Below are 22,659 nucleotides of genomic sequence, written 5' to 3' on the forward strand. Positions count from 1 at the left end.
CGTTTCCAGGTTGGAGAGTTTCCAGTGAAGAAACAAGTTTGTCCAGCAGGAAATTTTCGCAACCGACAGATTCGGCAACTTCCGGTTGTCATATTTCATAGTGCATGCAATGCGTGTGGAGGGGTGCGGCGTCGGCTGCGTGGCCATGTCGGCCCGGATCTGCCGCAGCGTCAGGTGAACAAAGTGTTTGACGGGCCGGATCTCTGTGGCAATCTTCACTCTCAGGAAAAAGACGGGATGGATGGTGAATCGGCGGGCTGTCGTCTCCTGCCGAAATCGGGTCGATCGCAACGATCGGGGGCCGGCCTGCGGGCCGCCGCCGGCGATTTGCGGGACGCCATCGCCCTGGCAAGCAACCAGAAACCGGAGCGACGGGCCACCCAGAAAGTCCCGCGGGGGCCGGAGGGACTGCGCAATCCGGCGAATCGAGATCAATGATCGAGGGGATCGTGAGCAATGACAGCAACAACCATCAGCGGAGAGGCTGACAAGCAGCTTCTCCGCCACATCGACTGGAAGGGCGCCTTCTGGGTGGCGAGCGGCGTGCCCGCACTCGTCCTGTTCTCGATCGGCGGCATCGCCGGCAACGCCGGGACGCTGGCCTTCCTGATCTGGACCTTGTCGATGATGATGGGCTTCATCCAGTCCTTCACCTATGCCGAGATCGCCGGCCTGTTCCCGAACAAGTCCGGCGGCGCCTCGGTCTACGGTGCCACGGCCTGGCTGCGCTATTCCAAATTCATCGCGCCGCTGTCGGTATGGTGCAACTGGATCGCCTGGTCGCCGGTGCTGTCGCTCGGCTGCTCGATCGCCGCCGCCTACATGCTCAACGCGGTGGCGCCGATCCCCGCCTTCACCGAGACCTCGCCGGAGGTGCTGCAATATATCGCGGCCCATGCCGGCACCGCGCCGGCCGATGCAGTGGCGGCGGTGACGGCGGCCGCGACGCCGGCGATCCGGGAGTGGTCGCTGTTCAGCCACACGCTCGGCCCGGTCGGCTTCTCGCTCAACGCCACCTTCTTCATCGGCGCGGTGCTGATGCTGATCACCTTCGCCATCCAGCATCGCGGCATTCTCGGCACGGCCAGCGTGCAGAAGATCATCGGGCTCCTGGTGATCGTCCCGATGCTGATCGTCGGCGTGGTGCCGATCCTCACCGGTCAGATCGACTGGGCCAATTATTCGCCTCTGGTGCCGCTGGCCGCCGCCGGCGTGGCCGAGCCCGGCTCCTGGAACATCACGGGCTGGACGCTCGTGCTCGGCGGCATGTTCATCGCCGCCTGGTCGACCTACGCCTTCGAGACGGCGATCTGCTACACCTCCGAGTTCAAGGATCCCGGCACCGACACCTTCAAGGCCATCTTCTATTCCGGCCTGCTCTGCCTGCTGCTCTATACCCTGGTGCCGTTCACCTTCCAGGGCGTGCTCGGGCTCACCGGCATGCTGGCCCCGACAATCGTCGACGGCTCCGGCGTCGCCGACGCCATGGGCAAGATGGTCGGCGGCACCGGGCTCGCCACCAATCTGATGGTGATGCTGATGATCCTGGCCCTGATGCTGTCGATCATGACCGCCATGGCCGGCTCCTCGCGCACGCTCTACCAGGGGGCGGTCGACGGCTGGCTGCCGCGCTATCTCACCCATGTCAACTCGCATGGCGCGCCGACGCGGGCGATGTGGACCGACCTGATCGTCAACCTGTTCGTCCTGGCGATCGCCAGCTCCGATGCGACGAGCTTCTTCTTCATCCTGGCCATCTCCAACTGCGGCTACATCATCTTCAACTTCCTCAACCTGAACTCCGGCTGGATCCATCGTATCGACAACGGCCATATCCGCCGGCCCTGGCGTGCGCCGACCTGGCTGCTCGGCGTCGGCACGATCTTCGCCTATGTGAATGCGGTGTTCATGGGGGCCGGCGCCAAGATCTGGAACCCGATCGCGCTCTGGGCCGGCCTGATCACGGCCGCCCTGATCATCCCGGTGTTCTGCTTCCGCCACTTCGTCCAGGACGGCGGCAAGTTCCCGGAGCACATGCTGGACGATCTCGGCCTCAAGCAGGAAGATCTCAAGAACAGGAAGGCGGGCGTTCTGCCCTACCTGACGCTGGTGGCCGGCCTGGTCGTGGTGCTGCTCGCCAACTGGTTCTTCGTGCTTTCCTGAGGCAAGACGCCTTGGGCCGGCGGCGCCGCCGCCGGCAGCGACAGGGCTCGGCCAGGCATGGCCGAGCCCTTTTCCGACGTCCCGGCCGCCACCGACCTCGGCCCTTGCCTCACCGGTCGGTCCGGCTCCTCAGGCACTGACGGGCGGCTCGGCTCTCGCCGGATGGTCCCGGGGGACGATGGCGATGTCACGCAGATCCGTGGCGATGATCCGGTCGATCAGCTCGGCGACGCCCGCGCCGTGATGGCCGGCGGTGACGATGTCGACTTCGTTACGCAGCGCCGGGATGGCGTTGGCGACCGCGGCGCTGCAGCCGCAGGCCTTGACGAAGGCATGATCGTTCTCGGCGTCGCCGACGCCGACCACCGCCTGCGCCGGCAGCGCCAGCCGTTCGAGCGCCGCCTTGAGACCGGTCGCCTTGTTGACGGTCGTCGGCAGCACCATGACCGCGCCCTTGTTGAAGATGATCTGCAGCTCCAGCCCGAGATCACGGATGGCCTGCAGCACCACGGCCTCGAAGGGCTCCCAGGTGGCGACGATGCAGCGGCCGACCGAGAGGCCCGGCGCTTCGGCCGCCCTCAGGCGCTCCACCAGCGCCGCGGACGGGGGCTCGGCCAGCGTGGTTTCCGTCTTGCTCGCCGGTTCGTAGAGCAGCGCGCCGTTTTCCGCCACGACCAGATCGAACAGGTCGAGCCGCGGGCAGACCTGCTTGAGGTCGTCGAGCTCGCGGCCGGTCACCAGGAGCAGCCGGCGCCCCGAGGCTCTCAGGCGTTCGAGCGCGGCGACGATCTCGCCGCCGAGGGCGCCGTCGGCGGCGATGGTGCCGTCATAATCCGTGGCGAGGGCCAGGACATGCATGACTTTGCCGCGCGGTTGCACGGCATGTTGTTCCTGCAGTGTCATCGCGTCTCCCTGTTGGTGTAGCAGGCGTTGCCGAGGCCGGTGCCGATGGTCACGATCGCCCAGCGGGGCACGTCTTGCATGAACGGCAGTTCCGACAGGCCCTGCACGACGGCGTCGTTGTGCATCACCACCATGGTCGCCTGTCCGTCGATCGCCGGAACCGCCTTGGTCAGGGCCGCGGGCAGGTTGAAGCTGTCGCTCTCCCAATTGCCGCCCGGCAGGTTCTGGCCGCCGCGGGCGATCGAGCCGTCCGCCTCGATCACGCCCGGACAGCCCATGCCGATCAGCGGCGCCAGGGTCAGCTTCTCGTCGGTGGCGGCCTCGATCAGGCCCTGCAGCATTTCGACCAGGCGATCGATCGCGGCGGTGCGGCTCGGCTCGTCGTCGGCATGCCGCCAGAGCTCGGATTTCCATACGGCGGCCTTGGCGAGATCGTCTGCCTTGCCGAGATTGAGCGTCACCACGCCGGCGCGGATATTGCTGCCGCCGATGTCGACGGCCAGCATGGCGTCGTGGCCGGTCAGCATCCAGCTCGGCATCAGATGCACCGCCCCGATCAGCCCGGCCTCGTCGGGGTGATGGCGGATCGGCACGAGCTCGACCGGATGGCCCCCGGTCTTCAGCAGCCCGGCCGCCCGGGCGATGGCGATCTCGCCGATCCGGCTGTCCCTGAAGCCGCCGCCGACGGCGATGCGCCGAACCTTGGCCCACCCTTCGGTGCGCAGGAAGCGACGGATGACTTCGGCCAGATCCTGCGCGAAGGCCTCGATCGCGCCATGCAGGGCGGCGGCCGCATCGGCATCGCCCTTGGTCAGCAGGGCGTCGAGCTGCTTCTTGCCGAGCGTGTCGGTCGCGGGCTTTCCCAGCGGGTCCGCGCCGGCCTTGCGCAACTGCTTGCGCAGGTCGTCGAGCTTGTCGGCGAAGGCGCCCTTGGTCGCCCGGTCGCCGATGAAGCCGGTCCGGTCGCGGAGCTCCAGATTGTAGCTGTCGATCCGTACCGTGGGCAGTTCCGTCGCGCCATGGACGACGAGATGGTCCGAGCGGGGGATCTTCGGTGCTGTCATCGTCATGCGGGCCTTGATGAGGGAGGGCGGATCGCCCCGGACCGGCACGGCGCACCGGCACCGCAGCGGGTATGGACGTCCATGGCGCAGCAACGTCGGTGCCCGAAGGGAAGTTCCTGAGGCGCTTTGCGATTTGACGGATCGCGCCAAGTCGCAAGGACGCGTCGAAACGAGGCGTTGGAGCAGGGCGTGTTTCCACCGAAACACGCTTTGCTCGAGCCATCTCGACCGGCCCAGCACCGGTTCGCAGCGGGCGCTCATCCGAACCAGGCGAGATAGGCCAGGGCGAGGACCAGCAGGGCGCCGATGGTTCCGGCCGCGACGACGTAAAGCACCCTGCGGCCTGCGGGTCCCTGGCGAGCGGTGTCCGCGGTCACCACGACGGGATCATCGCGGCCGTCACGCGGGGCGGGCTGGACCTTGTCGGGCTCGATGATCGGCGGGTCGACCTTGTCGATGACGGGCATGGCGGTCTCCTCCTTTCGGTCGGAGTGTCGGGATGCGAAAGGCCGTTGCCGGCGCCGACCGGCGTCGGTTGCGGCCGCTCAGCTGCGGATGGTCATTTCGCCTTCGGCAGGGCGCCGCGGGCGGCGATGGCCTTCTTGGCCTCGAGGGTATCGATCAGCCTCGCCGGCTCGCCGCCGCCCATGCCCTCGTCCTCGGCCCGCTGCAGCGCCTGGGCATCGATCTCCCACGTATCGAGAGCCTGTCTTTTCTGGCGCAGCGACAGGGAGGAATCACCCAGCACCTCGCGTGGCTTGGAGAAGTGCCGGATGGGGCTGTCGGTCTTGCCGGGACGGTGCGTGCGTTCCGTCATGGCTGCCCCCGGCGTCAGGCGTGCGCCCGCCGCTCGGCGTTGCGTTTGCGGGTGGCGGCGGCCTTCTTCGCCGCGGCCGACCGCGCCGCCGCCGACCGGCGCGCCGCCGCAGCGCCGCCCAGCTTGCCGCCCTTGCGTGCGGAAACCGTGGTGTCGGGCTTGCCGCGGCCGGAGCCGCTCTTGTTTCCGCCGCCGCTTTCCTTGTTCACGGTCGCCCAGGCCCGGCGCTCGGCCTCTTTCTCCGGCACGCCGCGTTCCTCATAGCTGTCGGCGATGTGGTCGGCCTTGCGGACCTGCTTGTCGGTGTAGCTGGACTTGTCGCCGCGGGACATGGCGGGCCTCCGTTCGTCGGGTCATGACGACGAAACGGCCGCAGGCGCCATAGGTTCCGCGGCGGGCGACCTGCGCGCGCCGGTGAGGTCGGGCGGAAAGCGCCCGACCGCCTATTCGGCGGCGGCCTGCGCCCGCTCCGCGCTTTCCTCGGCCGCGTCCTGCACCTTGAGCGCTTCGGGGTGCGGCATGGAGATGATGTTGTAGCCGGAATCGACGAAATGGATCTCGCCGGTGACGCCGGAGGAGAGGTCGGACAGGAGGTAGAGGGCGGCGCCGCCGACCTCCTCGATGGTCACGGTGCGGCGCAGGGGCGCGTGCCGGCGCTGGTAGTTGAACATCAGCCGCGCATCGGAGATGCCCGCGCCCGCCAGGGTGCGGATCGGCCCGGCCGAGATGGTGTTGACCCTGACGCCCTGCGGGCCGAAATCCGAGGCGAGATAGCGCACCGAGGCTTCCAGCGCAGCCTTGGCGACGCCCATGACGTTGTAGTTCGGCATCACGCGGGTCGAGCCGCCGTAGGTCAGCGTCACGATCGACCCGCCGGCCGGCATCAGCGCTGCCGCGCGCTTGGCGATCTCGGTGAAGGAGAAGCAGGAGATCACCATGGTGCGCGAGAAATTGTCGCGCGTCGTGTCGGCATAGCGGCCCTTGAGCTCGCCCTTGTCGGAATAGGCGATGGCGTGCACCAGGAAGTCGAGCGAGCCCCAGTTGGCGGCGACGCCTTCGAACAGGCGGTCGACCGAGGCGATGTCCTCCACGTCACAGGGGTAGAGCAACGAGGAGCCGACGCTTTCCGCCAGTGGCTGCACGCGCTTCTTCAGGGCTTCGCCCTGGTAGGTGAAGGCGAGCGTCGCGCCGTGACCCGCCAATGTCTTGGCGATGCCCCAGGCGATCGAATGATCATTGGCGACGCCCATGATCAGGCCGCGCTTGCCGTGCATCAGGCCCTGCATCCTGTCCTCGATGGTTCCGGGTTCGATCAGGCGTCGACGTGCTTCATCACCAGCGTCGCATTCGTCCCGCCGAAGCCGAACGAGTTCGACAGCACGCAGCCGAGCCTGGCATCGTCGATGCGGCTGCGCACGATCGGCATGTCCTCGAACGCCGGATCGAGTTCCTCGATGTGGGCGCTCTCGCAAATGAAGCCGTTGTTCATCATCAGCAGTGAATAAATCGCTTCCTGCACACCGGTGGCGCCGAGCGAATGGCCGGTGAGCGATTTCGTCGCCGCGATCGGCGGGCATGCGTCGCCGGAGCCGAACACCTCGCGGATCGCCTCGATCTCCTTCTCGTCGCCCACCGGGGTCGAGGTCGCGTGCGGGTTGATGTAATCGACCTTGGCCTTCACGCCCTGCAGGGCCTGGCGCATGCAGCGCACGGCGCCCTCGCCCGAGGGGGCCACCATGTCGTAGCCGTCCGAGGTCGCGCCATAGCCGGCGATCTCGCCGTAGATGCGCGCGCCGCGCGCCTTGGCGCGTTCGTACTCCTCCAGCACCAGCACGCCGGCGCCCCCGGCGATGACGAAGCCATCGCGATTCCGGTCATAGGCGCGCGAGGCGGTCGAGGGGCGGTCGTTGAACTTGGACGACATCGCGCCCATGGCGTCGAACAGCACCGAGAGCGTCCAGTCCAGTTCCTCGCAGCCGCCGGCGAACATCACGTCCTGCTTGCCGTACTGGATCATCTCGTAGGCGTTGCCGATGCAATGGTTGGAGGTCGCGCAGGCCGAGGAGATCGAATAGTTGACGCCCTTGACCTTGAACCAGGTGGCGAGGGTGGCCGAGGCGGTGGAGGACATCGCCTTGGGCACGGCGAAGGGGCCGACCTTCTTGCTCGATCCGGATTCGCGGGTCTTGTCGGCGCTCTCGACGATCACCCTGGTGGAGGGGCCGCCGGACCCCATGATGATGCCGGTGCGCTCGTTCGAAATGTCGTCCGCCTCGAGGCCGGCATCGCGAATCGCCTGGTCCATCGCGACATGGTTCCAGGCCGTGCCGCCGCCGTGGAAACGCATGGCCCGGCGATCGATCAGGCCGGACGGGTCGAGTGTCGGCGCGCCGTGCACCTGGCAGCGGAAGCCGAGCCTGGCGTAGTCCTCCGCCCGGCCGATGCCGGATTTCGCCTCGCGCAGGCTGGCCAAAACCTCCTGCGTCGAATTGCCGATCGACGACACGATGCCCATGCCGGTGACGACCACGCGTCTCATGACGGCCCCTTCCAAAGTCTACAGTGACGATCCCGGCGGTGCGGGACTTCGAGTAAGCCCGGGCACGGCTTGCGCCGCCATCCGGAAATCCCGCCGCCGGCCGAGGCCCGGCAGGACTGCGCGGACGAGAACCGAGGCCCGCGCCCAGGCAGCTTCCGCCACGATTGATTTTGCATTTTCAACGCAAAATCAATGCTGCTCAGAGTCACAAGCGCGAGCAGGTCCGGAAGTCCCCGCTCACGCCTGGAACAGGCCGACGCGCATGTCCTTGGTCTCGTAAATGGTGCGTCCGTCCGCCTTCAGCCAGCCGTCGGCGATGCCGAGCACCAGCTTGGATTTGAACACGCGTTTGAAATCGACGCCGTACTCCACCAGCTTGACGGTGGGCAGCACCTGGTCGGAGAACTTGACCTCGCCGACGCCGAGCGCCCGGCCGCGGCCGGGCTGGCCGAGCCAGCCGAGGAAGAAGCCGGTCAGCTGCCACAGCGCGTCGAGGCCGAGGCAGCCGGGCATCACCGGATCCCCCTTGAAGTGGCAGCCGAAGAACCAGAGGTCGGGCTTTACGGTCAGCGTGGCGCGCACATGGCCCTTGCCGTTCGCGCCGCCATCCTCGGAAATCTCGGTGATCTCGTCGAACATCAGCATCGGCGGAAGCGGGAGCTGCGCATTGCCGGGGCCGAAGAGCTCGCCGCGCCCACAAGAGAGGAGGGCTTCGTAATCGTAACTGGAGCGGCGATCCGCCATCGCGTCAAAGTCCTTCATCCGCCTGTCATATTCGAGCCGAAGGGTGGGCGCCGGCTGCGAAAACGCGGATCCCTTAACATATGGGACGCCGGGCCGGAAGCACGCAAGGCGCAAGATGGGGTAGGGAGCGCCACCCGCCCCGAATACCATCGGCAAGGGGGAATGCCCGCTTTGACACGCCGTGCGGCGCCCTTATCCTTCGCGCGAAGGAGGCGCCATGCCATTTTCATCGGAACTGCTGCATCCTCGGTCCGCCGAAGCCTCCCGCCTTGCGGCCGCCGCCATCCGCGACGCGGCGGGCGATGAGCCCGTCGCGCTCGGCCTCGTCCTCGGCACCGGCCTCGGCAGCCTGGCTGAGGAAGCGCAGGACGCATGCACCGTCCCCTATGCCGATATCCCGCATTTCCCGGCCGGCGGCGTCACCGGACATGCCGGCCGCCTCGTCGTCGGCCGCCTCGGCGGCCGGCGCGTCGCTATCTTCCAGGGACGTTCGCATTATTACGAGCACGGCGATCCCAACGCCATGCGCGTGCCGCTGGAAGCCTTGGCTCTGCTCGGCGCCTCGGCGGTGCTGCTGACCAATTCCTGCGGTTCGCTGCGGCCCGACATTCCGCCGGCGAGCGTCGTCGCCCTCAGCGACCACATCAACTGGTCGGGCCTCAACCCGCTGATCGGCGACCCCTCGGATACCCGTTTCGTCAACATGGTCGATGCCTATGATCCGGCGCTGCGGGCACGGCTGCGGCAAGCGGCCGCAGCGGCCGGCTTCGACCTGCCGGAGGGCGTCTATGCCTGGTATTCCGGCCCGAGCTTCGAGACACCGGCCGAAATCCGCATGGCGCGGATCCTGGGGGCGGATCTGGTCGGCATGTCGACCGTGCCCGAGGTGATCCTGGCCCGCCGCCTCGGCCTCAGGGTCGCGGCCCTCGCCATGGCCACCAATTTCGGCGCCGGCATGGACGAGCGCGAGACCATCTCCCACGCCCAGACCAAGGCGGTGGCCCTGCGGGGCGCGGCGAGGATGACGGCGCTGATTCGCGGCTTCCTGACGGACTTCCAGCCATGACCCGCCTCCCGCAGGAGATCATCCGCCGCAAGCGCGACGGCCATGTGCTGTCGGATGAGGAGATCGAAGCCTTCGTCGCCGGCCTGGTGTCCGGCGCGGTCACCCACGCCCAGGTCGCCGCCTTTGCCATGGCGGTGTTCTTCCGCGGCATGACCATGGCCGAGCGTGTCGCCTATACCCGCGCCATGACCCATTCCGGCACCGTGCTCGACTGGCGCGACCTCGACCTGCCCGGCCCGGTGCTGGACAAGCATTCGACCGGCGGCGTCGGCGACAATGTCAGCCTGATGCTTGCCCCGGCGGTGGCCGCCTGCGGCGGCTTCGTGCCGATGATCTCCGGCCGCGGCCTCGGCCACACCGGCGGCACCCTCGACAAGCTCGATTCGATCCCCGGCTATGCGACCCAGCCCGACAACACCCTGTTCCGCACGGTGGTGCGGCAGGCGGGCGCCGCCATCATCGGCCAGACCGCCGACCTCGCCCCCGCCGACAAGACCGTATACGCCGTCCGTGACGTCACCGCGACGGTCGAATCGGTGCCGCTGATCACCGCCTCGATCCTGTCCAAGAAACTCGCCGCCGGGCTGCAGGGCCTGGTGATGGACGTCAAGACAGGCTCGGGCGCCTTCATGCCGACGTTGGAGGGCTCGCGCGAGCTCGCCGGATCGATCGCCGGCGTCGCCACCGGCGCCGGCCTGCCGACCACCGCCCTGATCACCGCCATGGACCAGCCGCTGGCCAGCGCCGCCGGCAACGCCGTGGAGGTGCGCAACGCCATCGACTTCCTCACCGGCGCCCGTCGCGATCCACGCCTCCACGACGTCACCGTGGCGCTGGGCGCGGAGATGCTGGCCCTCGGCGGCCTTGCCGCCAGCCTGGAGGAGGGGCGGGACAAGATGGAGAAGGCCTATGCCTCCGGCGCCGCGGCCGAGCGCTTCGCCCGGATGGCGGCGGCGCTCGGCGGCCCGGCCGACATCGTCGAGCACCCCGAGCGCCATCTCGCCGCCGCGCCCGTCGTCCGCCGGGTCTGGCCCGAGACCGGTGGCCGGGTGGCGGCTATCGACGCCCGCGCCGTGGGCCTTGCCGTGGTCGCTCTCGGCGGCGGTCGCACCCGGCCGCAGGACGCTGTGGACCACGGCGTCGGTTTCACCGAGCTGGCGGCGCTTGGCGAGGAGGTCGGGGCCGACCGGCCGCTCGCTCTGGTGCATGCCCGCGGCGAGGCGGCGGCCGAAGCTGCCGCCGCGGCCCTGCGCGCAGCCTACGCGGTCGGCGAGGCTGGGGCGGCCGCTTTGCCTCCCGTCCTCGAACGCATCGAAGGATAGGATCGGCCATGGCGCGTGCCTTCGTTCTGGTGATGGATTCCTTCGGCATCGGCGCTGCGGCCGACGCCGCCGCCTATGGCGATGCCGGCTCCGACACGCTCGGCCATATTGCCGAGGCCTGTGCCGCCGGGCGGGCCGACCGTCCGGGCCTGCGCGCCGGGCCGCTTGCCTTGCCGCACCTGGCCGCTCTCGGCCTCGGCAAGGCGGCGCAAGCCTCCACCGGGCGCCTGCCGCCGGGCCTGGGCGGCGTGGCGACGGCCGGCCGCTGGGGCTATGCCGTCGAGCGCTCCAAGGGCAAGGACACGCCGTCCGGCCACTGGGAGATCGCCGGCTTTCCCGTGCCGTTCGACTGGGGCTATTTCCCCAGCACCGTACCCTGCTTTCCGCCGCAGCTCATCGCCGCGATCAGTGCCGAGGCAGGCCTGCCCGGCGTGCTCGGCCAGAAGCACGCCTCCGGCACCGAGGTCATCGCCGAACTCGGGGCCGAGAGCCGCGCCAGCGGCAAGCCGATCTTCTACACCTCGGCCGACAGCGTGCTGCAGATCGCCGCACATGAAGAGGCCTTCGGCCTCGAGCGCCTCCTCGACCTTTGCCGGATCGCCCGCCGCCACGTCGACGCCCTGAACATCGGCCGCGTCATCGCCCGTCCCTTCCTCGGCGCCGCCGCCGCCGGCTTCGAGCGCACCGCCAATCGCCGCGACTTCGCCGTGCCGCCGCCGGCCGACACCGTGCTCGACATTGCGACACGGGCCGGCCGGCCGGTCATCACCATCGGCAAGATCGGCGATATCTTCGCCCATCGCGGCACCGGCGAGATCGTCAAGGGGCCGAGCAACATGGCGCTCTTCGACAAGACGCTCGCGGCCATGGACCGCCTGCCGGACGGCGGCTTCCTGTTCGCCAATTATGTGGACTTCGACACGCTCTACGGCCACCGCCGCGACGTCGCCGGCTATGCCGCCGCGCTGGAGGCCTTCGACCGGCGCCTGCCCGAGCTTCTCGGCAAGCTGCGGCCGGGCGACATCGCCATCGTCACGGCCGACCATGGCTGCGATCCCACCTGGAGCGGCACGGACCATACCCGTGAGCATGTGCCTGTGCTGATGGCGGGGCCGGGCCTTGCCGCCGGCACGATCGGCCGGCGCGACAGCTTCGCCGACATCGGCGCGACGGTTGCCGCCCATCTCGGCGTGCCGCCGACGTCGGCGGGCCGGGCCTTCCTGTGACGGCCGCCGCGGCCGGACTCAGCTGTCCTTGCAGACGGTGGTCGAAGGGCGCGTCTCGCTGAAGGACGTCACCTCGGCGCTCCGGCGCGGCTTGGTGAAGAAGACCTCGCCCAGCTTGATCGGGAAGAGGTAGGGAACGATGTTGTCCCCGACGATCGGCTTGTAGTCGTATTCGACCTTCGAGCGGATGAGGGAGGAGCTGTAGGCGGAGCTGGAGCGCAGGTCGGCCGGGACGAGGGCGTCCGCGTCGCTGCCGGAAGCCAGCAGCAGGGGGCTCGAGGTGTTGCGGGCCGCCGGCGGAGTGCTGCCCGGCGCGGCATCGTAGCTCAAGGACCACACGACGCAGGCCTTGCCCTTGTTGTTGATGCGGATGCTGGACACGTTCATCCGCAGGATCTTTTTGTCGACGGAGTAGGGAGCCACGACGGCCGTCGCGGCGGCGAAGATTTCCTTTGCGTCGGCCTCGCTCAGGGCCGTGCCGCGGGCCACCAGGTCGGCCAGCGCGCCGCTGAGCAGGATGACCTTGCGGTCGGTCATGATGCCCTGCGTGATCGCGACGCCGCCGATATAGAGCAGCAGCATGACCGGCAGCACCATGGCGAACTCGACCATGGCGACGCCGTCGACGCCCCTGTGGAAGCGGCGGAGGATGCCGGACAGCCGGCTGGAATATCCTGGCCCGGTCATCGCATGCGGCTCACTTGAACGGTTCCGTGCGGAAGACGGCGGTCGCCATCAGCGACAGGGTGCCGTCCTTGAGGTTGGCCAGGCCGGCGCCGTAGAAATTGGTGTAGGTCGGCATGGGATAGACGGCGCGCACCACGACGATGTCGCCGGCATTGCCGGTCTGGAAGCCCGGCGTCCAGGCGACCTGGCCGCCAGTGACCGGCTGCTTCGTATTGCTGCTGCCGAACGTCGTATAGGTCTGCACGTCGATCTGCAGCTTGTCGCAGTTGATCAGAGCACTGCCTGTGTTGGCGCAGACCTGTGTCTTGAACTTCTCCATCTGGATCTTGTTCGCCGCGGTCGACGTTTTGTCGGTGCGCACCTGCCCGGTCATGACCTGCCGGGCAGCCTCCTGCACGGCGGTCTCCAGAACCTGACCGGTGAGGAAGGACAGAGACGTCTCTATGATCGCGAAGATCAGGGCGAAGAATGGCATGGCGATGAAGGCGAACTCGACGGCCGCCGCGCCCGACTCATCGCGGCGGAAACGCCCGGACCAGGCCGTTTTTCGCATTTGGCGACTGCGTTCCGTCATCGTGCCCGCCCCTGCTCGACAATCTGTAGTCAGGATATAGCCTGCGAGCCTGTCGCAGTTATGAGTGGCAAGTTTTGAGAAACGGTTACGTCAACGGCAGGGACCGGGTGCGCCAGGCCTGCCGAGCCGGCGGGACATGAGCCACGGGACGTCGTCGCACCGAACACAGGCTTGTTCCGGGCGCGGTGCGCTCCCAGGTCGCGACATGGCCGATTGCTTTGCCGGCTTTATGTTGCAAGGCAATCGACGCGGAGAAGGAACGTCCTCTGCTGGTTGTTACCCTGGGGGATTTTCGCTATTCCTTAAGGAATGGAGATAGATACACTCGATACATCCCCGTAGGGTTAAATATATTAAATTATTAATCAATATGTTTATCGATAATTATTGTAAATGCAGTGTCAAGGGAAGCTGAATTCTGGGAACGGGTCGTTAACTATCTTCCATATCCTATCGATACCTCAGTTTGACTGCGGTCGAATTAACTTGGTTGCAACGCTTGATACGTATGGTTGCCCTCAGTTCCACTGATCGACGGCACGGGCGGTCGGGCGAACACCGGTACTGTAAAAACAACCAAACTGGAGCACCACCATGACCTCCCTCCTCGCTCGTTTCGTGAAGGACGAGTCCGGCGCCACCGCCATCGAGTATGGCCTGATCGCGGCCCTGATCGCAGTCGTCGCGATCGGCACCATGACGGTCATCGGCACGCAGCTCGACGCCACCTTCAGCAAGATCGGCGAGAACCTCAAGCCGAAGACCTGATGCGGACGGAGGCGGCCGCAACGGTGACGCGGCCGGCCCTGCTTCTACGATCCCGGGGCCTCGCTTTCATGCGAGGCCTCGTCGTTTGTCGGAGCCCTATGCAGCGCAGGAACGCTGCGGCGGGTGGCTCTGCTCTGGGGGGATTGTTCCGAGCGGGAGGCGAGTCAGGGTATCCATAGGTGAAATTTCTCACACGTTTACCGGATGGCAATCGTCAAAATCGATGATTTGAGATTGATGATCCGCCACAAGAGTCAAGACATGACCGAAATCCTGGTCCTCCTCGTGTTTCCGGCGCTGATCGTCTACTCGGCCGTTTCCGATCTTCTGCGGATGACGATCTCCAATCGCGTCACGCTCGGTCTCTCCCTGGCTTTCTTCGTTGTTGCCGCGTTGGTTGGCATGCCACTTGAGCAGATCGGCTGGCATGCGGCTGCCGGAGCCGTTGTCCTGGTCGCGGCGTTCGCCTGCTTCGCCTTCGGCTGGATCGGTGGCGGCGATGCGAAGGTGGCTGCGGCAACGGCGCTATGGTTCGGCTTCGATCACGTCCTGATGTATCTGCTGGTCGGATCGGTCTTCGGCGGCCTGCTGACGGTCGGCCTGCTGCGGCTGCGTTCGATGCCCTTGCCGCAATTCGCCGCAAATCAACCTTGGATTGCACGCCTGCACGACCGCAGGACCGGCGTCCCCTACGGCATCGCGCTCGCCGCAGCGGCGTTGCTGATCTATCCCGAGACCGGATGGATGCAGGGCCTGGCGCACTGACGTTTCCAGATATTGCACGCCGTGGATACAACCTGTTAACCATGAATTGACCTTTGGCTGGTCCAATCGGTTCGACAGCGGCGCGTGCGCCGCCCGCCGACCTGGACCCCGCCGATGAAAACCGCGCAAATCGCCGTTCTGCTCATTGCGCTCGCTGCAAGCGGCGGGGCCGGTTACATCTTCCTGAGCTCGAATCCACCGCCGCGGCCACCGCCGCCCGAGCCCGTCGCCGCGCCTGTCCAGGCCACCAAGGTGCTCGTCGCGGCGAACGACATCAATATCGGCACGGCGCTCGGCGCCGGCGACATGCACTGGCAGGACTGGCCGGAGGCGTCGCTCAACCCGTCCTACATCACCGAAAAGGCCGACCCGAACGCGATCGACACCTGGAAGGGTTCGATCGCCCGCATGCCGTTCATCGCCGGCGAACCGTTGCGGGCCCAGAAGCTGGTCAAGGCCAACAGCGCAGGCTTCCTTTCCGCCATCCTGCCGGCAGGCATGCGGGCGGTCGCCACCAAGATCGCGGTCGACACCGCCGTCGGCGGCTTCATCCTGCCCAACGACCGGGTCGACGTCATCCTGACCCGCCGCGATCCGGAGACCACCAAGCAGACCGGCGTCGATGCCTGGACCAGCGAGATCATCCTGCGCAACGTCCGGGTGCTCGCCATCGACCAGAGCTTCGAGGAGCAGGACGGCCAGAAGGTCATCGCCGGCTCGACGGCGACGCTCGAGCTCACGGCGCCGCAGACCGAGGTGCTGGCCCTCGGCAAGGAGATGGGCTCGATCTCGCTGACGCTGCGTCCGCTGGCCGAGGCCAATCCCAGTGGACTCGAGGGCGCCGTGGTGCCCGAGACCGGACAGGGCGTCATGGGTGCCGGCACCGTCGTGCGCTACGGCATCACCAACGCCGCGCCTCGCTGATCCCCGATGCCCGCCGACAAGGAGAACAACACCATGGGTCCCAAGGGGCTCGACAGCAAAGGCCGAGGCCGCGGGATCGTGGCGCGCCTGTCCCTCCTGCTGGTCGCGGCCGCCCTGGCCGGCGGCGCCGTCGCGGCCTCTGCGGGGCCGGCCGGCGCCCAGACCAACATCCGCATCAGCGCTTCGGAGGGAGACCGCACCCGGCGCATCGACATCGGCCTCGGCAAATCGGTGGCGGTCGACCTGCCGCGCGACGCCAAGGAGGTGTTTGTCGCCAATCCGCAGGTCGCCAACGCGGTGGTGCGGTCGGCGCGCAAGGTGTTCGTCACCGCCGCGGGGGTCGGCCAGACCACCATCATCTTCATGGACGCCGTCGGCGTGCAGATGGCCGCGATGGACATCAACGTCCAGCGCGACATCTCTCCGATCAGCCTGGCGATCCAGGAGGCCATTCCCGGCAGCCAGATCATCGTGCGCCAGCTCAACGAAGGCGTCCTGCTCAGCGGCTATGCCGCGTCGGCGGAGGAGGCGTCACGGGCTGCCGCGATCGCGAGCCAGTTCCTGGGTAAGGACGGCGCCGTCGCCAACTCGATCTCGATCCGTGGTCGCGACCAGGTGATGCTGAAGGTGACGGTGTCCGAGGTCAACCGCGAGGTCCTCAAGCAGCTCGGAGTGAACATCAACGCCTGGGGCGGGAACTACAATCGCTTCGTCAGCGACAATCCGTTCGGGCTGGACGGCCCCATCACCAAGACCATCGGCCAGATCGGCAAGACCTATATCGACCCGATCACCGGAGCCACGACCTTCAGCGGGGTCAGCATGCAGGCCTTCGAGCGCGCCAGCGTCATGCGCACCCTGGCCGAGCCAACGCTGTCGGCCGTCTCGGGCGAGTCCGCCAAGTTTCTCGCCGGTGGCGAGTTTCCGATCCGGGGCAGCTTCAGCTGCATCAGCGGGGTCTGCACCGACGGCATCACGTACAAGCCCTTCGGCGTCGGCCTGACCTTCACGCCGGTCGTCCTGAACGAGGGGCGGATCAGCCTCAAGGTGGCGACGGAGGTGTCCGACATCGACACCAAGAACAGCGTGACCTCGGTCACCGGCATCACCGTGCCGGCCTTCACCGTGCGCCGCGCCGACACCACCGTCGAGCTGGCGTCCGGCGGGTCCTTCGTCATCGCCGGGCTGATCCAGCAGGGCATGCGCCAGGTCATCAACGGCACGCCGGGCCTGATGAACATCCCCATTCTCGGGCAGTTGTTCCGGTCACGCGACTACCAGCGCAACGACACCGAGCTGATGATCCTGGTCACCGCCTATCTGGCCAAGCCGATCGAGCGCAAGGACATGCCGATGCCGACCGACGGCTACGTCGACGCCTCCGATCCGTCGACCTGGCTGCTCGGGCGCTTCAACCGCATCTATGGCGCCGCCGGCGCGCCCGCGCCCACCGGCAAGCTGGTCGGGCACTACGGCTTCAACATCGATTGATCGGCACCCGATCCCGGAGATCCCCATGTCCGCCCCCCCTGCCCAGCGCCGCCCAGCCAAGGCCTGGCGTGCTGTCGTTCCCGGGCTGACGGCCACCCTCGCGGCCCTGGCCCTTTCCGCCTGCGCATCCGCGGACCGTATCGTCGCCGACACAGGTGAGCCGGCTAATTATCGCGAGGCGCATCCGATCGTGCTGACTCACGGCAGCCGTTCCATCGATATCTTCCTGGCGGGCGGCGTCGGGCAGATCGGGGCGCGGCAGACAGCCGACATCCGCGCCTTCGCGGCCGAATATCGCCGCTCCGGCGAGGGGCCGCTGCTGATCGGCCTGCCGACCACCGATCCGCAGGCGCGCCGGGCCCTGCAGGGCATCAGGACCGCATTGGCCGAGTCGGGCGTGCGCACGACCCGCTCCGGGAGCTATCGGCCTGCCGATCCGGAAGCGATCGCGCCGGTCAAGCTGGCTTTCACCATGCTGAAGGCCGAGGTGGACTCCCGTTGCGGACAGTGGCCGTCCGACATCGGCGGCGGCGGCGGCAATCTGGAGAGCTGGCAGAACAAGGGGCAGCCCTGGGAGAATTTCGGCTGCTCCTACCAGAACATGCTGGCCCAGCAGGTCGCCGACCCGCTCGACCTCGTCCGCGGCCGGCCGGAAGGTCCCTCGAGCGGCGCGCGGCGCACCACGGTCATCAACAAGTACAGCAAGGGCGAGGCGACCGTCACGATCTATCCGGACCAGGGCAGGGAGAAGATCTTCAGCGGCGTGGGGCAGTAGGGAATCGCGATGAACGCAAGCTCGCACGCTTCCTCCGAGGCGCAGATCGTCCCGCTGCCGCGGGTGTCGTTGCAGGCCTTCTGCGAGACCGCCGACTTTGCCCAGACGGTCCAGGCCGCCGCGGCCGACCGGCGCATGGACAAGGCGCATGTCAAGGTCCAGATGGGCGGCGTCGAGGCTGCGGCGGAGGCCTATCGCGCCGCGCCCACGCCGAACGTCATCCTGGTCGAATACACCCAAAGCCGCGAACAGCTCGTCGCCGGCCTCGACCGGCTGGCGGAATTTTGCGATCCCGGTACGAAGGTGGTCGTCATCGGCCACATCAACGACGTGCAGCTCTATCGCGAGCTGGTCCGCCGCGGTGTCAGCGAATACGTCATCGCGCCCGTCGCCACGCTCGACCTCGTGCGTTCGCTCTCCGACCTCTTTCGTGCCCCGGGCGCCGATCCTGTCGGACGCACCACGGCCTTCATCGGCGCCAGGGGCGGCGTCGGTGCGTCGACGATCTGCCACAACGTCGCCTGGGCGGTGGCCAAGTCCGTCGGCCTCGATACGGTCATCGTCGACATGGACCTGCCGTTCGGCACGGCCGGTCTCGATTTCAACCAGGATCCGCCCCAGGGCATCGCCGAGATCGTCTTCGCGCCCGACCGCGTCGACTCCGGCCTGGTCGACCGCCTGATGTCGAAATGCACCGACCACCTCAGCCTGCTGGCGGCGCCGGCGATGCTGGAGCGCGCCTATGATTTCGACGAAGGAGCCTTCGACGCCGTCGTCGACATCCTGCGCGGCAATGTGCCCTCGGTCATCCTCGACCTGCCGCATATCTGGACGGGCTGGTCGCGCCGGATCCTGGCAGGGGCGGACCAGATCGTCATCGTTGCAACCCCGGATCTCGCCAGCCTGCGCAATGCCAAGAACCTGATCGACACCATGAAGCAGGCGCGCCAGCAGGATGCTCCGCCCAAGCTGGTGCTCAACATGGTCGGCGTGCCGAAACGGCCGGAGATCAAGCCCGCCGACTTCGCCAAGAATCTCGAGGCGGAGATGGTCGCGGTCGTCCCGTTCGAGCCGGCGATGTTCGGCACCGCCGCCAACAACGGCCAGATGATCGCGGAAGTGAATGCGGGCTCGAAGACGGCGGAGATGTTCGTGTCCATCGCGCAGCTCGTCAACGGGCGCGCCGAGATGCGCCGGGCGCGCCGTGGCCTGCTCGCGCCGATCTTCTCGAAGCTGCAGCGCAAGAAGGCCTGAGCGGGGCCTGCCCGGATTGGCGGAGTGATGTGCGATGTTTGGTAAGCGCGGCAAGAGCGGCTCGACGCCGGCGCCCGGTTTCGCCGGGACGCCCCCGCCGCCCGCGCCGCCACCGAGGATGACGGTGCCCGAGCCGGCCAGGCCTGCGGCGTCGATGGCGAGGGGGGCCGAGCCGGGCTCGGCCCAGCCGGCGGAAATCCGCAAGCCCGACAAGTACTACGAAACCAAGAGCATGATCTTCGGCGCGCTGATCGATGCCATCGATCTGTCGCAGCTCGCCAAGCTCGACGCCGACAGCGCCCGCGAAGAGATCCGCGACATCGTCAACGAGATCATCGGCATCAAGAACATCGTGATGTCGATCGCCGAGCAGGAGGAACTGCTCGACGACATCTGCAACGACGTGCTCGGCTACGGGCCGCTCGAGCCGCTGCTCGCCCGCGACGACATTGCCGACATCATGGTCAACGGCGCCAACCGCACCTACATCGAGGTCGGTGGCAAGATCCAGCTCACCAATGTGCGCTTCCGCGACAACGCGCAGCTGATGAACATCTGCCAGCGCATCGTCAGCCAGGTCGGCCGCCGTGTCGACGAAGCCTCACCCATCTGCGACGCCCGCCTGCCCGACGGCTCGCGCGTCAATGTCATCGCTCCGCCTCTGGCGATCGACGGCCCGGCCCTGACAATCCGCAAGTTCAAGAAGGACAAGCTGACGCTCGACCAGTTGATGAAGTTCGGGGCGATCTCGGCGGAGGGCGGCGAGATCCTCAAGATCATCGGCCGCGTGCGCTGCAATGTCGTCATTTCCGGCGGCACGGGCTCGGGCAAGACCACGCTGCTGAACTGCCTCACCAACTATATCGACAATGACGAGCGCGTCATCACCTGCGAGGACGCGGCGGAGCTGCAACTGCAGCAGCCGCACACAGTGCGCCTCGAAACCCGTCCCCCCAACCTGGAGGGCTCCGGTGCGGTCACGATGCGCGACCTCGTGCGCAACTGCCTGCGTATGCGTCCCGAGCGGATCATCGTCGGCGAGGTCCGCGGACCGGAGGCCTTCGATCTGCTGCAGGCGATGAACACCGGCCATGACGGCTCGATGGGCACGCTGCACGCCAATTCGCCGCGCGAATGCCTGTCGCGCATCGAATCGATGATCACCATGGGCGGCTATGCGCTGCCCTCGCGCACCATCCGGGAGATGATGACGACCTCGGTCGACGTCATCATCCAGGCGGCCCGTCTGCGCGACGGTTCGCGCCGCATCACCCACATCACCGAGGTCCTGGGCATGGAAGGTGACGTCATCATCACCCAGGATCTGTTCGTCTACGACCTCCTCGGCGAGGATGCCAACGGCAAGCTGATCGGCCGCCATCGCTCGACCGGCGTCGGCCGGCCGCGGTTCTGGGAGCGCGCACGCTATTACGGAGAGGAGAAGCGGCTCGCCGCCGCCCTCGACGCCTCGGAAGTCGCCGGAGCGTAACAGGAGCCGGGCGCCCACGGGCCCGAACGATGGAGTGTCCGCCATGGACATGTCGATACCGGCCTTGGGTCTCGACCTGCCGGCGCTGAACATGCAGATGCTCGCCTTCGTCCTCCTGGTCGCGGTGGCGGTAGGGGGAGTCGCCTATGTCTTTCTCTTTCCGATCCTCTCCGGACAGGTTCGGGCCGAGAAACGCCAGAAGGCGATCCAGGGACCGGAGCGCAGCAGGCGCGCCGCCCGCGTCGCCGAGGTTTCGAAGCGCGACCAGGTGCTGCAATCGCTCAAGGAGCTCGAGGCCAAGCAGAAGAAGGCCAAGTCGCCGCCGCTTTCCGTCCAGATCGAGCAGGCGGGCCTCGAATGGTCGAAGCCCTTCTTCTTCACGGTCTCGCTCGTCTGCGCGGCGCTGCTCGGCCTTCTCGCCTTCATCGTGACCCGATCGCTGCCGACGTCGGCGGCCGCTCTCGCGGTCGGCGGGCTCGGCCTGCCGCGCTGGTATCTCAAGTTCCGCTGCCGCAGCCGCCTGAAGGGCTTCGCCGAGCAATTCCCCAACGCCCTCGACGTGATCGTGCGCGGCGTCAAGGCCGGGTTGCCGCTCGGCGATTGCATACGCATCGTCGCCGGCGAGACGGCCGAGCCGGTCAAGGGCGAGTTCCGGCGGGTGGTCGAGACCCAGGCGCTCGGCATTCCGCTCGGCGATGCGGTCCAGCGCATCTATGAGCGCATGCCATGTCCGGAGGCGAATTTCTTCGGCATCGTCATCGCCATCCAGCAGAAGGCCGGCGGCAACCTTTCCGAGGCGCTCGGCAACCTTTCCAAGGTGCTGCGCGAACGCAAGAAGATGCGGGCCAAGATCAAGGCGGTCTCGACGGAAGCGAAGGCCTCGGCGGCCATCATCGGCTCTCTGCCTCTGATCGTCATGCTGCTCGTCTACCTCACCACGCCGAAATATATCGCGCTGCTGTGGCAGACGGATGTCGGCACCATCATGCTGGCCTGCAGCGCCTTCTGGATGACCTGCGGCGTCCTGATCATGAAGAAGATGATCAATTTCGATTTCTGAGGCCGACGAGCATGCTGCACGACCTGATCGACCTCGCCCTGCGGGTGATATACGACCCGCGCCTGCTGGCCACGATCCTGATCGCCATCGCCGCGGGCGCGACGGTGCTGTCGTTCGCCATGCCGTTGCTGCAGAACGACGGCCTGGCACGCCGGATGAACAACGTGGCGCTCGAACGCTCGAAGATCCGGATACGCGAACGCGAGCGCGCCGCCCGCGGCGAGGCCGTGTCGCTGCGGCAGGCGCCGAACGCCATCATGAAGCAGCTGGTCGAGAAATTCGACCTCGGGCGCTGGTTGGGGACCGATGACGCCCGCAGCCGGCTGGTGATGGCGGGTTATCGCTCGCCGGCGGCGATGTTCACCTTCCTGACATTCCGGGCGCTGACGCCGCTGGCGCTGTTCGTGGTGGCCCTGGTCTATGTCTTCCTGGTGCTGAACCTGCACTACCCGCCGATGATCAAGCTCGGCATCTGCATCGGCGTCGCCTATCTCGGCATCAAGGCGCCGGAGCTGTTCCTACGCAACGCCATCCAGAAGCGCCAGCTCTCCATCCGCCGGGCCTGGCCGGATTCGCTGGACCTGTTGCTGATCTGCGTCGAGTCCGGCATGTCGATCGAGCATGCCTTCCGGAAGGTCAGTGCCGAGGTCGCCACTGTCTCCGTGCCGCTGGCCGAGGAGCTGAGCGTCACCACGGCGGAACTGTCCTATCTGCCCGAGCGCCGGGCGGCTTATGAGAACCTGGCCGGACGCACCGGGCTCGACGGCGTCAAGGCCGTCACCACGGCCCTGGTGCAGGCCGAGCGCTACGGTACCTCGCTCGGCCACACCCTGCGTGTTCTCGCCCAGGAGAACCGCGACATGCGCATGATGGAGGCGGAGAAGAAGGCGGCCGCCCTGCCGCCCATGCTGACCGTGCCGATGATCGTCTTCTTCCTGCCCGTCCTGTTCGTCATCATCATGGGGCCGGCCATGATTTCGGTGATGGGATGGAAATGACCGCGGGCGGAGCCGAGGCCCGGCAGGAGC

At 67.3% G+C, this 22,659-nt stretch carries 22 protein-coding genes and 1 pseudogene; 13 read left to right on the forward strand and 10 right to left on the reverse strand.

Going from position 1 to position 22,659, the window contains the following annotated elements:
* The first annotated feature begins 456 nt into the window (after positions 1-456).
* Positions 457-2,163, forward strand: a complete 1,707-nt coding sequence (locus tag AC27L4_RS00505; protein ID WP_487139991.1) for a trimethylamine N-oxide permease — start codon at positions 457-459, stop codon at positions 2,161-2,163.
* Positions 2,164-2,358: 195 nt separating this feature from the next.
* Here AC27L4_RS00505 and AC27L4_RS00510 read toward each other — a convergent pair.
* From AC27L4_RS00510 to fabA, 8 genes and pseudogenes are all read right to left on the reverse strand, one after another.
* Positions 2,359-3,021 (reverse strand): annotated as a pseudogene (locus tag AC27L4_RS00510) (HAD family hydrolase); the annotation flags it as partial.
* Positions 3,022-3,062: 41 nt separating this feature from the next.
* Positions 3,063-4,136, reverse strand: a complete 1,074-nt coding sequence (locus AC27L4_RS00515; RefSeq protein WP_487139992.1) for an ROK family protein — start codon at positions 4,134-4,136, stop codon at positions 3,063-3,065.
* Positions 4,137-4,387: 251 nt separating this feature from the next.
* Positions 4,388-4,597, reverse strand: a complete 210-nt coding sequence (locus AC27L4_RS00520) for a hypothetical protein (protein WP_487139993.1) — start codon at positions 4,595-4,597, stop codon at positions 4,388-4,390.
* Positions 4,598-4,689: 92 nt separating this feature from the next.
* Entirely contained in the window at positions 4,690-4,947 is a 258-nt protein-coding gene (locus tag AC27L4_RS00525; RefSeq protein ID WP_487139994.1) for a hypothetical protein, read from the reverse strand.
* 14 nt (positions 4,948-4,961) lie between these two features.
* On the reverse strand, positions 4,962-5,279 hold the full coding sequence (locus tag AC27L4_RS00530) for a plasmid stabilization protein (RefSeq protein ID WP_487139995.1): 318 nt from the start codon (positions 5,277-5,279) through the stop codon (positions 4,962-4,964).
* Positions 5,280-5,390: 111 nt separating this feature from the next.
* Entirely contained in the window at positions 5,391-6,233 is an 843-nt protein-coding gene (fabI, locus tag AC27L4_RS00535; RefSeq protein WP_487139996.1) for an enoyl-ACP reductase FabI, read from the reverse strand.
* A gap of 26 nt (positions 6,234-6,259) precedes the next feature.
* Complete coding sequence (gene fabB / locus AC27L4_RS00540; RefSeq protein WP_487139997.1) at positions 6,260-7,486, reverse strand: beta-ketoacyl-ACP synthase I; 1,227 nt, start codon at positions 7,484-7,486, stop codon at positions 6,260-6,262.
* Positions 7,487-7,723: 237 nt separating this feature from the next.
* Positions 7,724-8,230, reverse strand: coding sequence for a 3-hydroxyacyl-[acyl-carrier-protein] dehydratase FabA (gene fabA, locus AC27L4_RS00545; RefSeq protein WP_487140928.1), 507 nt, complete (start codon positions 8,228-8,230; stop codon positions 7,724-7,726).
* A gap of 217 nt (positions 8,231-8,447) precedes the next feature.
* On the opposite strand from fabA, the gene AC27L4_RS00550 reads away from it, so the two are divergent.
* Genes AC27L4_RS00550 through AC27L4_RS00560 form a run of 3 tightly spaced genes read left to right on the forward strand, consistent with a single transcriptional unit; the run spans position 8,448 to position 11,844 of the window.
* Entirely contained in the window at positions 8,448-9,296 is an 849-nt protein-coding gene (locus AC27L4_RS00550) for a purine-nucleoside phosphorylase (RefSeq protein WP_487139998.1), read from the forward strand.
* Positions 9,293-10,618 (forward strand): thymidine phosphorylase, encoded by a 1,326-nt coding sequence (gene deoA, locus AC27L4_RS00555; protein WP_487139999.1) that lies wholly within the window; start codon positions 9,293-9,295, stop codon positions 10,616-10,618. Before AC27L4_RS00550 ends, deoA begins: the two co-directional genes overlap by 4 nt.
* 8 nt (positions 10,619-10,626) lie before the next feature.
* Positions 10,627-11,844: a phosphopentomutase gene (locus tag AC27L4_RS00560; RefSeq protein ID WP_487140000.1), complete on the forward strand. Its 1,218-nt coding sequence runs from the start codon at positions 10,627-10,629 to the stop codon at positions 11,842-11,844.
* 18 nt (positions 11,845-11,862) lie between these two features.
* On the opposite strand, the gene AC27L4_RS00565 is transcribed toward AC27L4_RS00560, so the two are convergent.
* Both AC27L4_RS00565 and AC27L4_RS00570 read right to left on the reverse strand, forming a co-directional pair.
* On the reverse strand, positions 11,863-12,531 hold the full coding sequence (locus AC27L4_RS00565; RefSeq protein WP_487140001.1) for a TadE/TadG family type IV pilus assembly protein: 669 nt from the start codon (positions 12,529-12,531) through the stop codon (positions 11,863-11,865).
* A 10-nt stretch (positions 12,532-12,541) separates the two neighbouring features.
* A complete protein-coding gene (locus AC27L4_RS00570) occupies positions 12,542-13,084 on the reverse strand; it encodes a TadE/TadG family type IV pilus assembly protein (protein ID WP_487140002.1) in 543 nt (180 codons plus the stop codon).
* A 615-nt stretch (positions 13,085-13,699) separates the two neighbouring features.
* Between AC27L4_RS00570 and AC27L4_RS00575 the strand changes: the two genes are divergently transcribed.
* The 9 genes from AC27L4_RS00575 to AC27L4_RS00615 all read left to right on the forward strand — a co-directional run bounded on the left by AC27L4_RS00575 (position 13,700) and on the right by AC27L4_RS00615 (position 22,629).
* Complete coding sequence (locus tag AC27L4_RS00575) at positions 13,700-13,873, forward strand: Flp family type IVb pilin (RefSeq protein ID WP_487140003.1); 174 nt, start codon at positions 13,700-13,702, stop codon at positions 13,871-13,873.
* A gap of 261 nt (positions 13,874-14,134) precedes the next feature.
* The gene (locus AC27L4_RS00580) at positions 14,135-14,638 is read left to right on the forward strand and encodes an A24 family peptidase (protein WP_487140929.1); all 504 of its coding nucleotides are present in this window, start codon (positions 14,135-14,137) and stop codon (positions 14,636-14,638) included.
* A 114-nt stretch (positions 14,639-14,752) separates the two neighbouring features.
* Positions 14,753-15,562, forward strand: a complete 810-nt coding sequence (gene cpaB, locus AC27L4_RS00585; RefSeq protein WP_487140004.1) for a Flp pilus assembly protein CpaB — start codon at positions 14,753-14,755, stop codon at positions 15,560-15,562.
* A gap of 6 nt (positions 15,563-15,568) precedes the next feature.
* A complete protein-coding gene (locus AC27L4_RS00590; RefSeq protein WP_487140005.1) occupies positions 15,569-17,053 on the forward strand; it encodes a type II and III secretion system protein family protein in 1,485 nt (494 codons plus the stop codon).
* Positions 17,054-17,078: 25 nt separating this feature from the next.
* Complete coding sequence (locus tag AC27L4_RS00595; protein WP_487140006.1) at positions 17,079-17,828, forward strand: CpaD family pilus assembly protein; 750 nt, start codon at positions 17,079-17,081, stop codon at positions 17,826-17,828.
* A gap of 9 nt (positions 17,829-17,837) precedes the next feature.
* Positions 17,838-19,082 (forward strand): CpaE/TadZ family protein, encoded by a 1,245-nt coding sequence (locus AC27L4_RS00600; protein ID WP_487140007.1) that lies wholly within the window; start codon positions 17,838-17,840, stop codon positions 19,080-19,082.
* 34 nt (positions 19,083-19,116) lie between these two features.
* Positions 19,117-20,571 carry a TadA family conjugal transfer-associated ATPase gene (locus AC27L4_RS00605; protein WP_487140008.1) on the forward strand — a complete coding sequence of 485 codons (1,455 nt, stop codon included), beginning with the start codon at positions 19,117-19,119 and terminating at the stop codon, positions 20,569-20,571.
* 85 nt (positions 20,572-20,656) lie between these two features.
* Positions 20,657-21,631, forward strand: a complete 975-nt coding sequence (locus AC27L4_RS00610; protein ID WP_487140930.1) for a type II secretion system F family protein — start codon at positions 20,657-20,659, stop codon at positions 21,629-21,631.
* Between the two features lie 23 nt (positions 21,632-21,654).
* On the forward strand, positions 21,655-22,629 hold the full coding sequence (locus tag AC27L4_RS00615) for a type II secretion system F family protein (protein ID WP_487140932.1): 975 nt from the start codon (positions 21,655-21,657) through the stop codon (positions 22,627-22,629).
* The last annotated feature ends 30 nt before the right edge of the window (positions 22,630-22,659 follow it).

This window comes from Labrys sp. Lb11 (genome assembly GCF_057554225.1).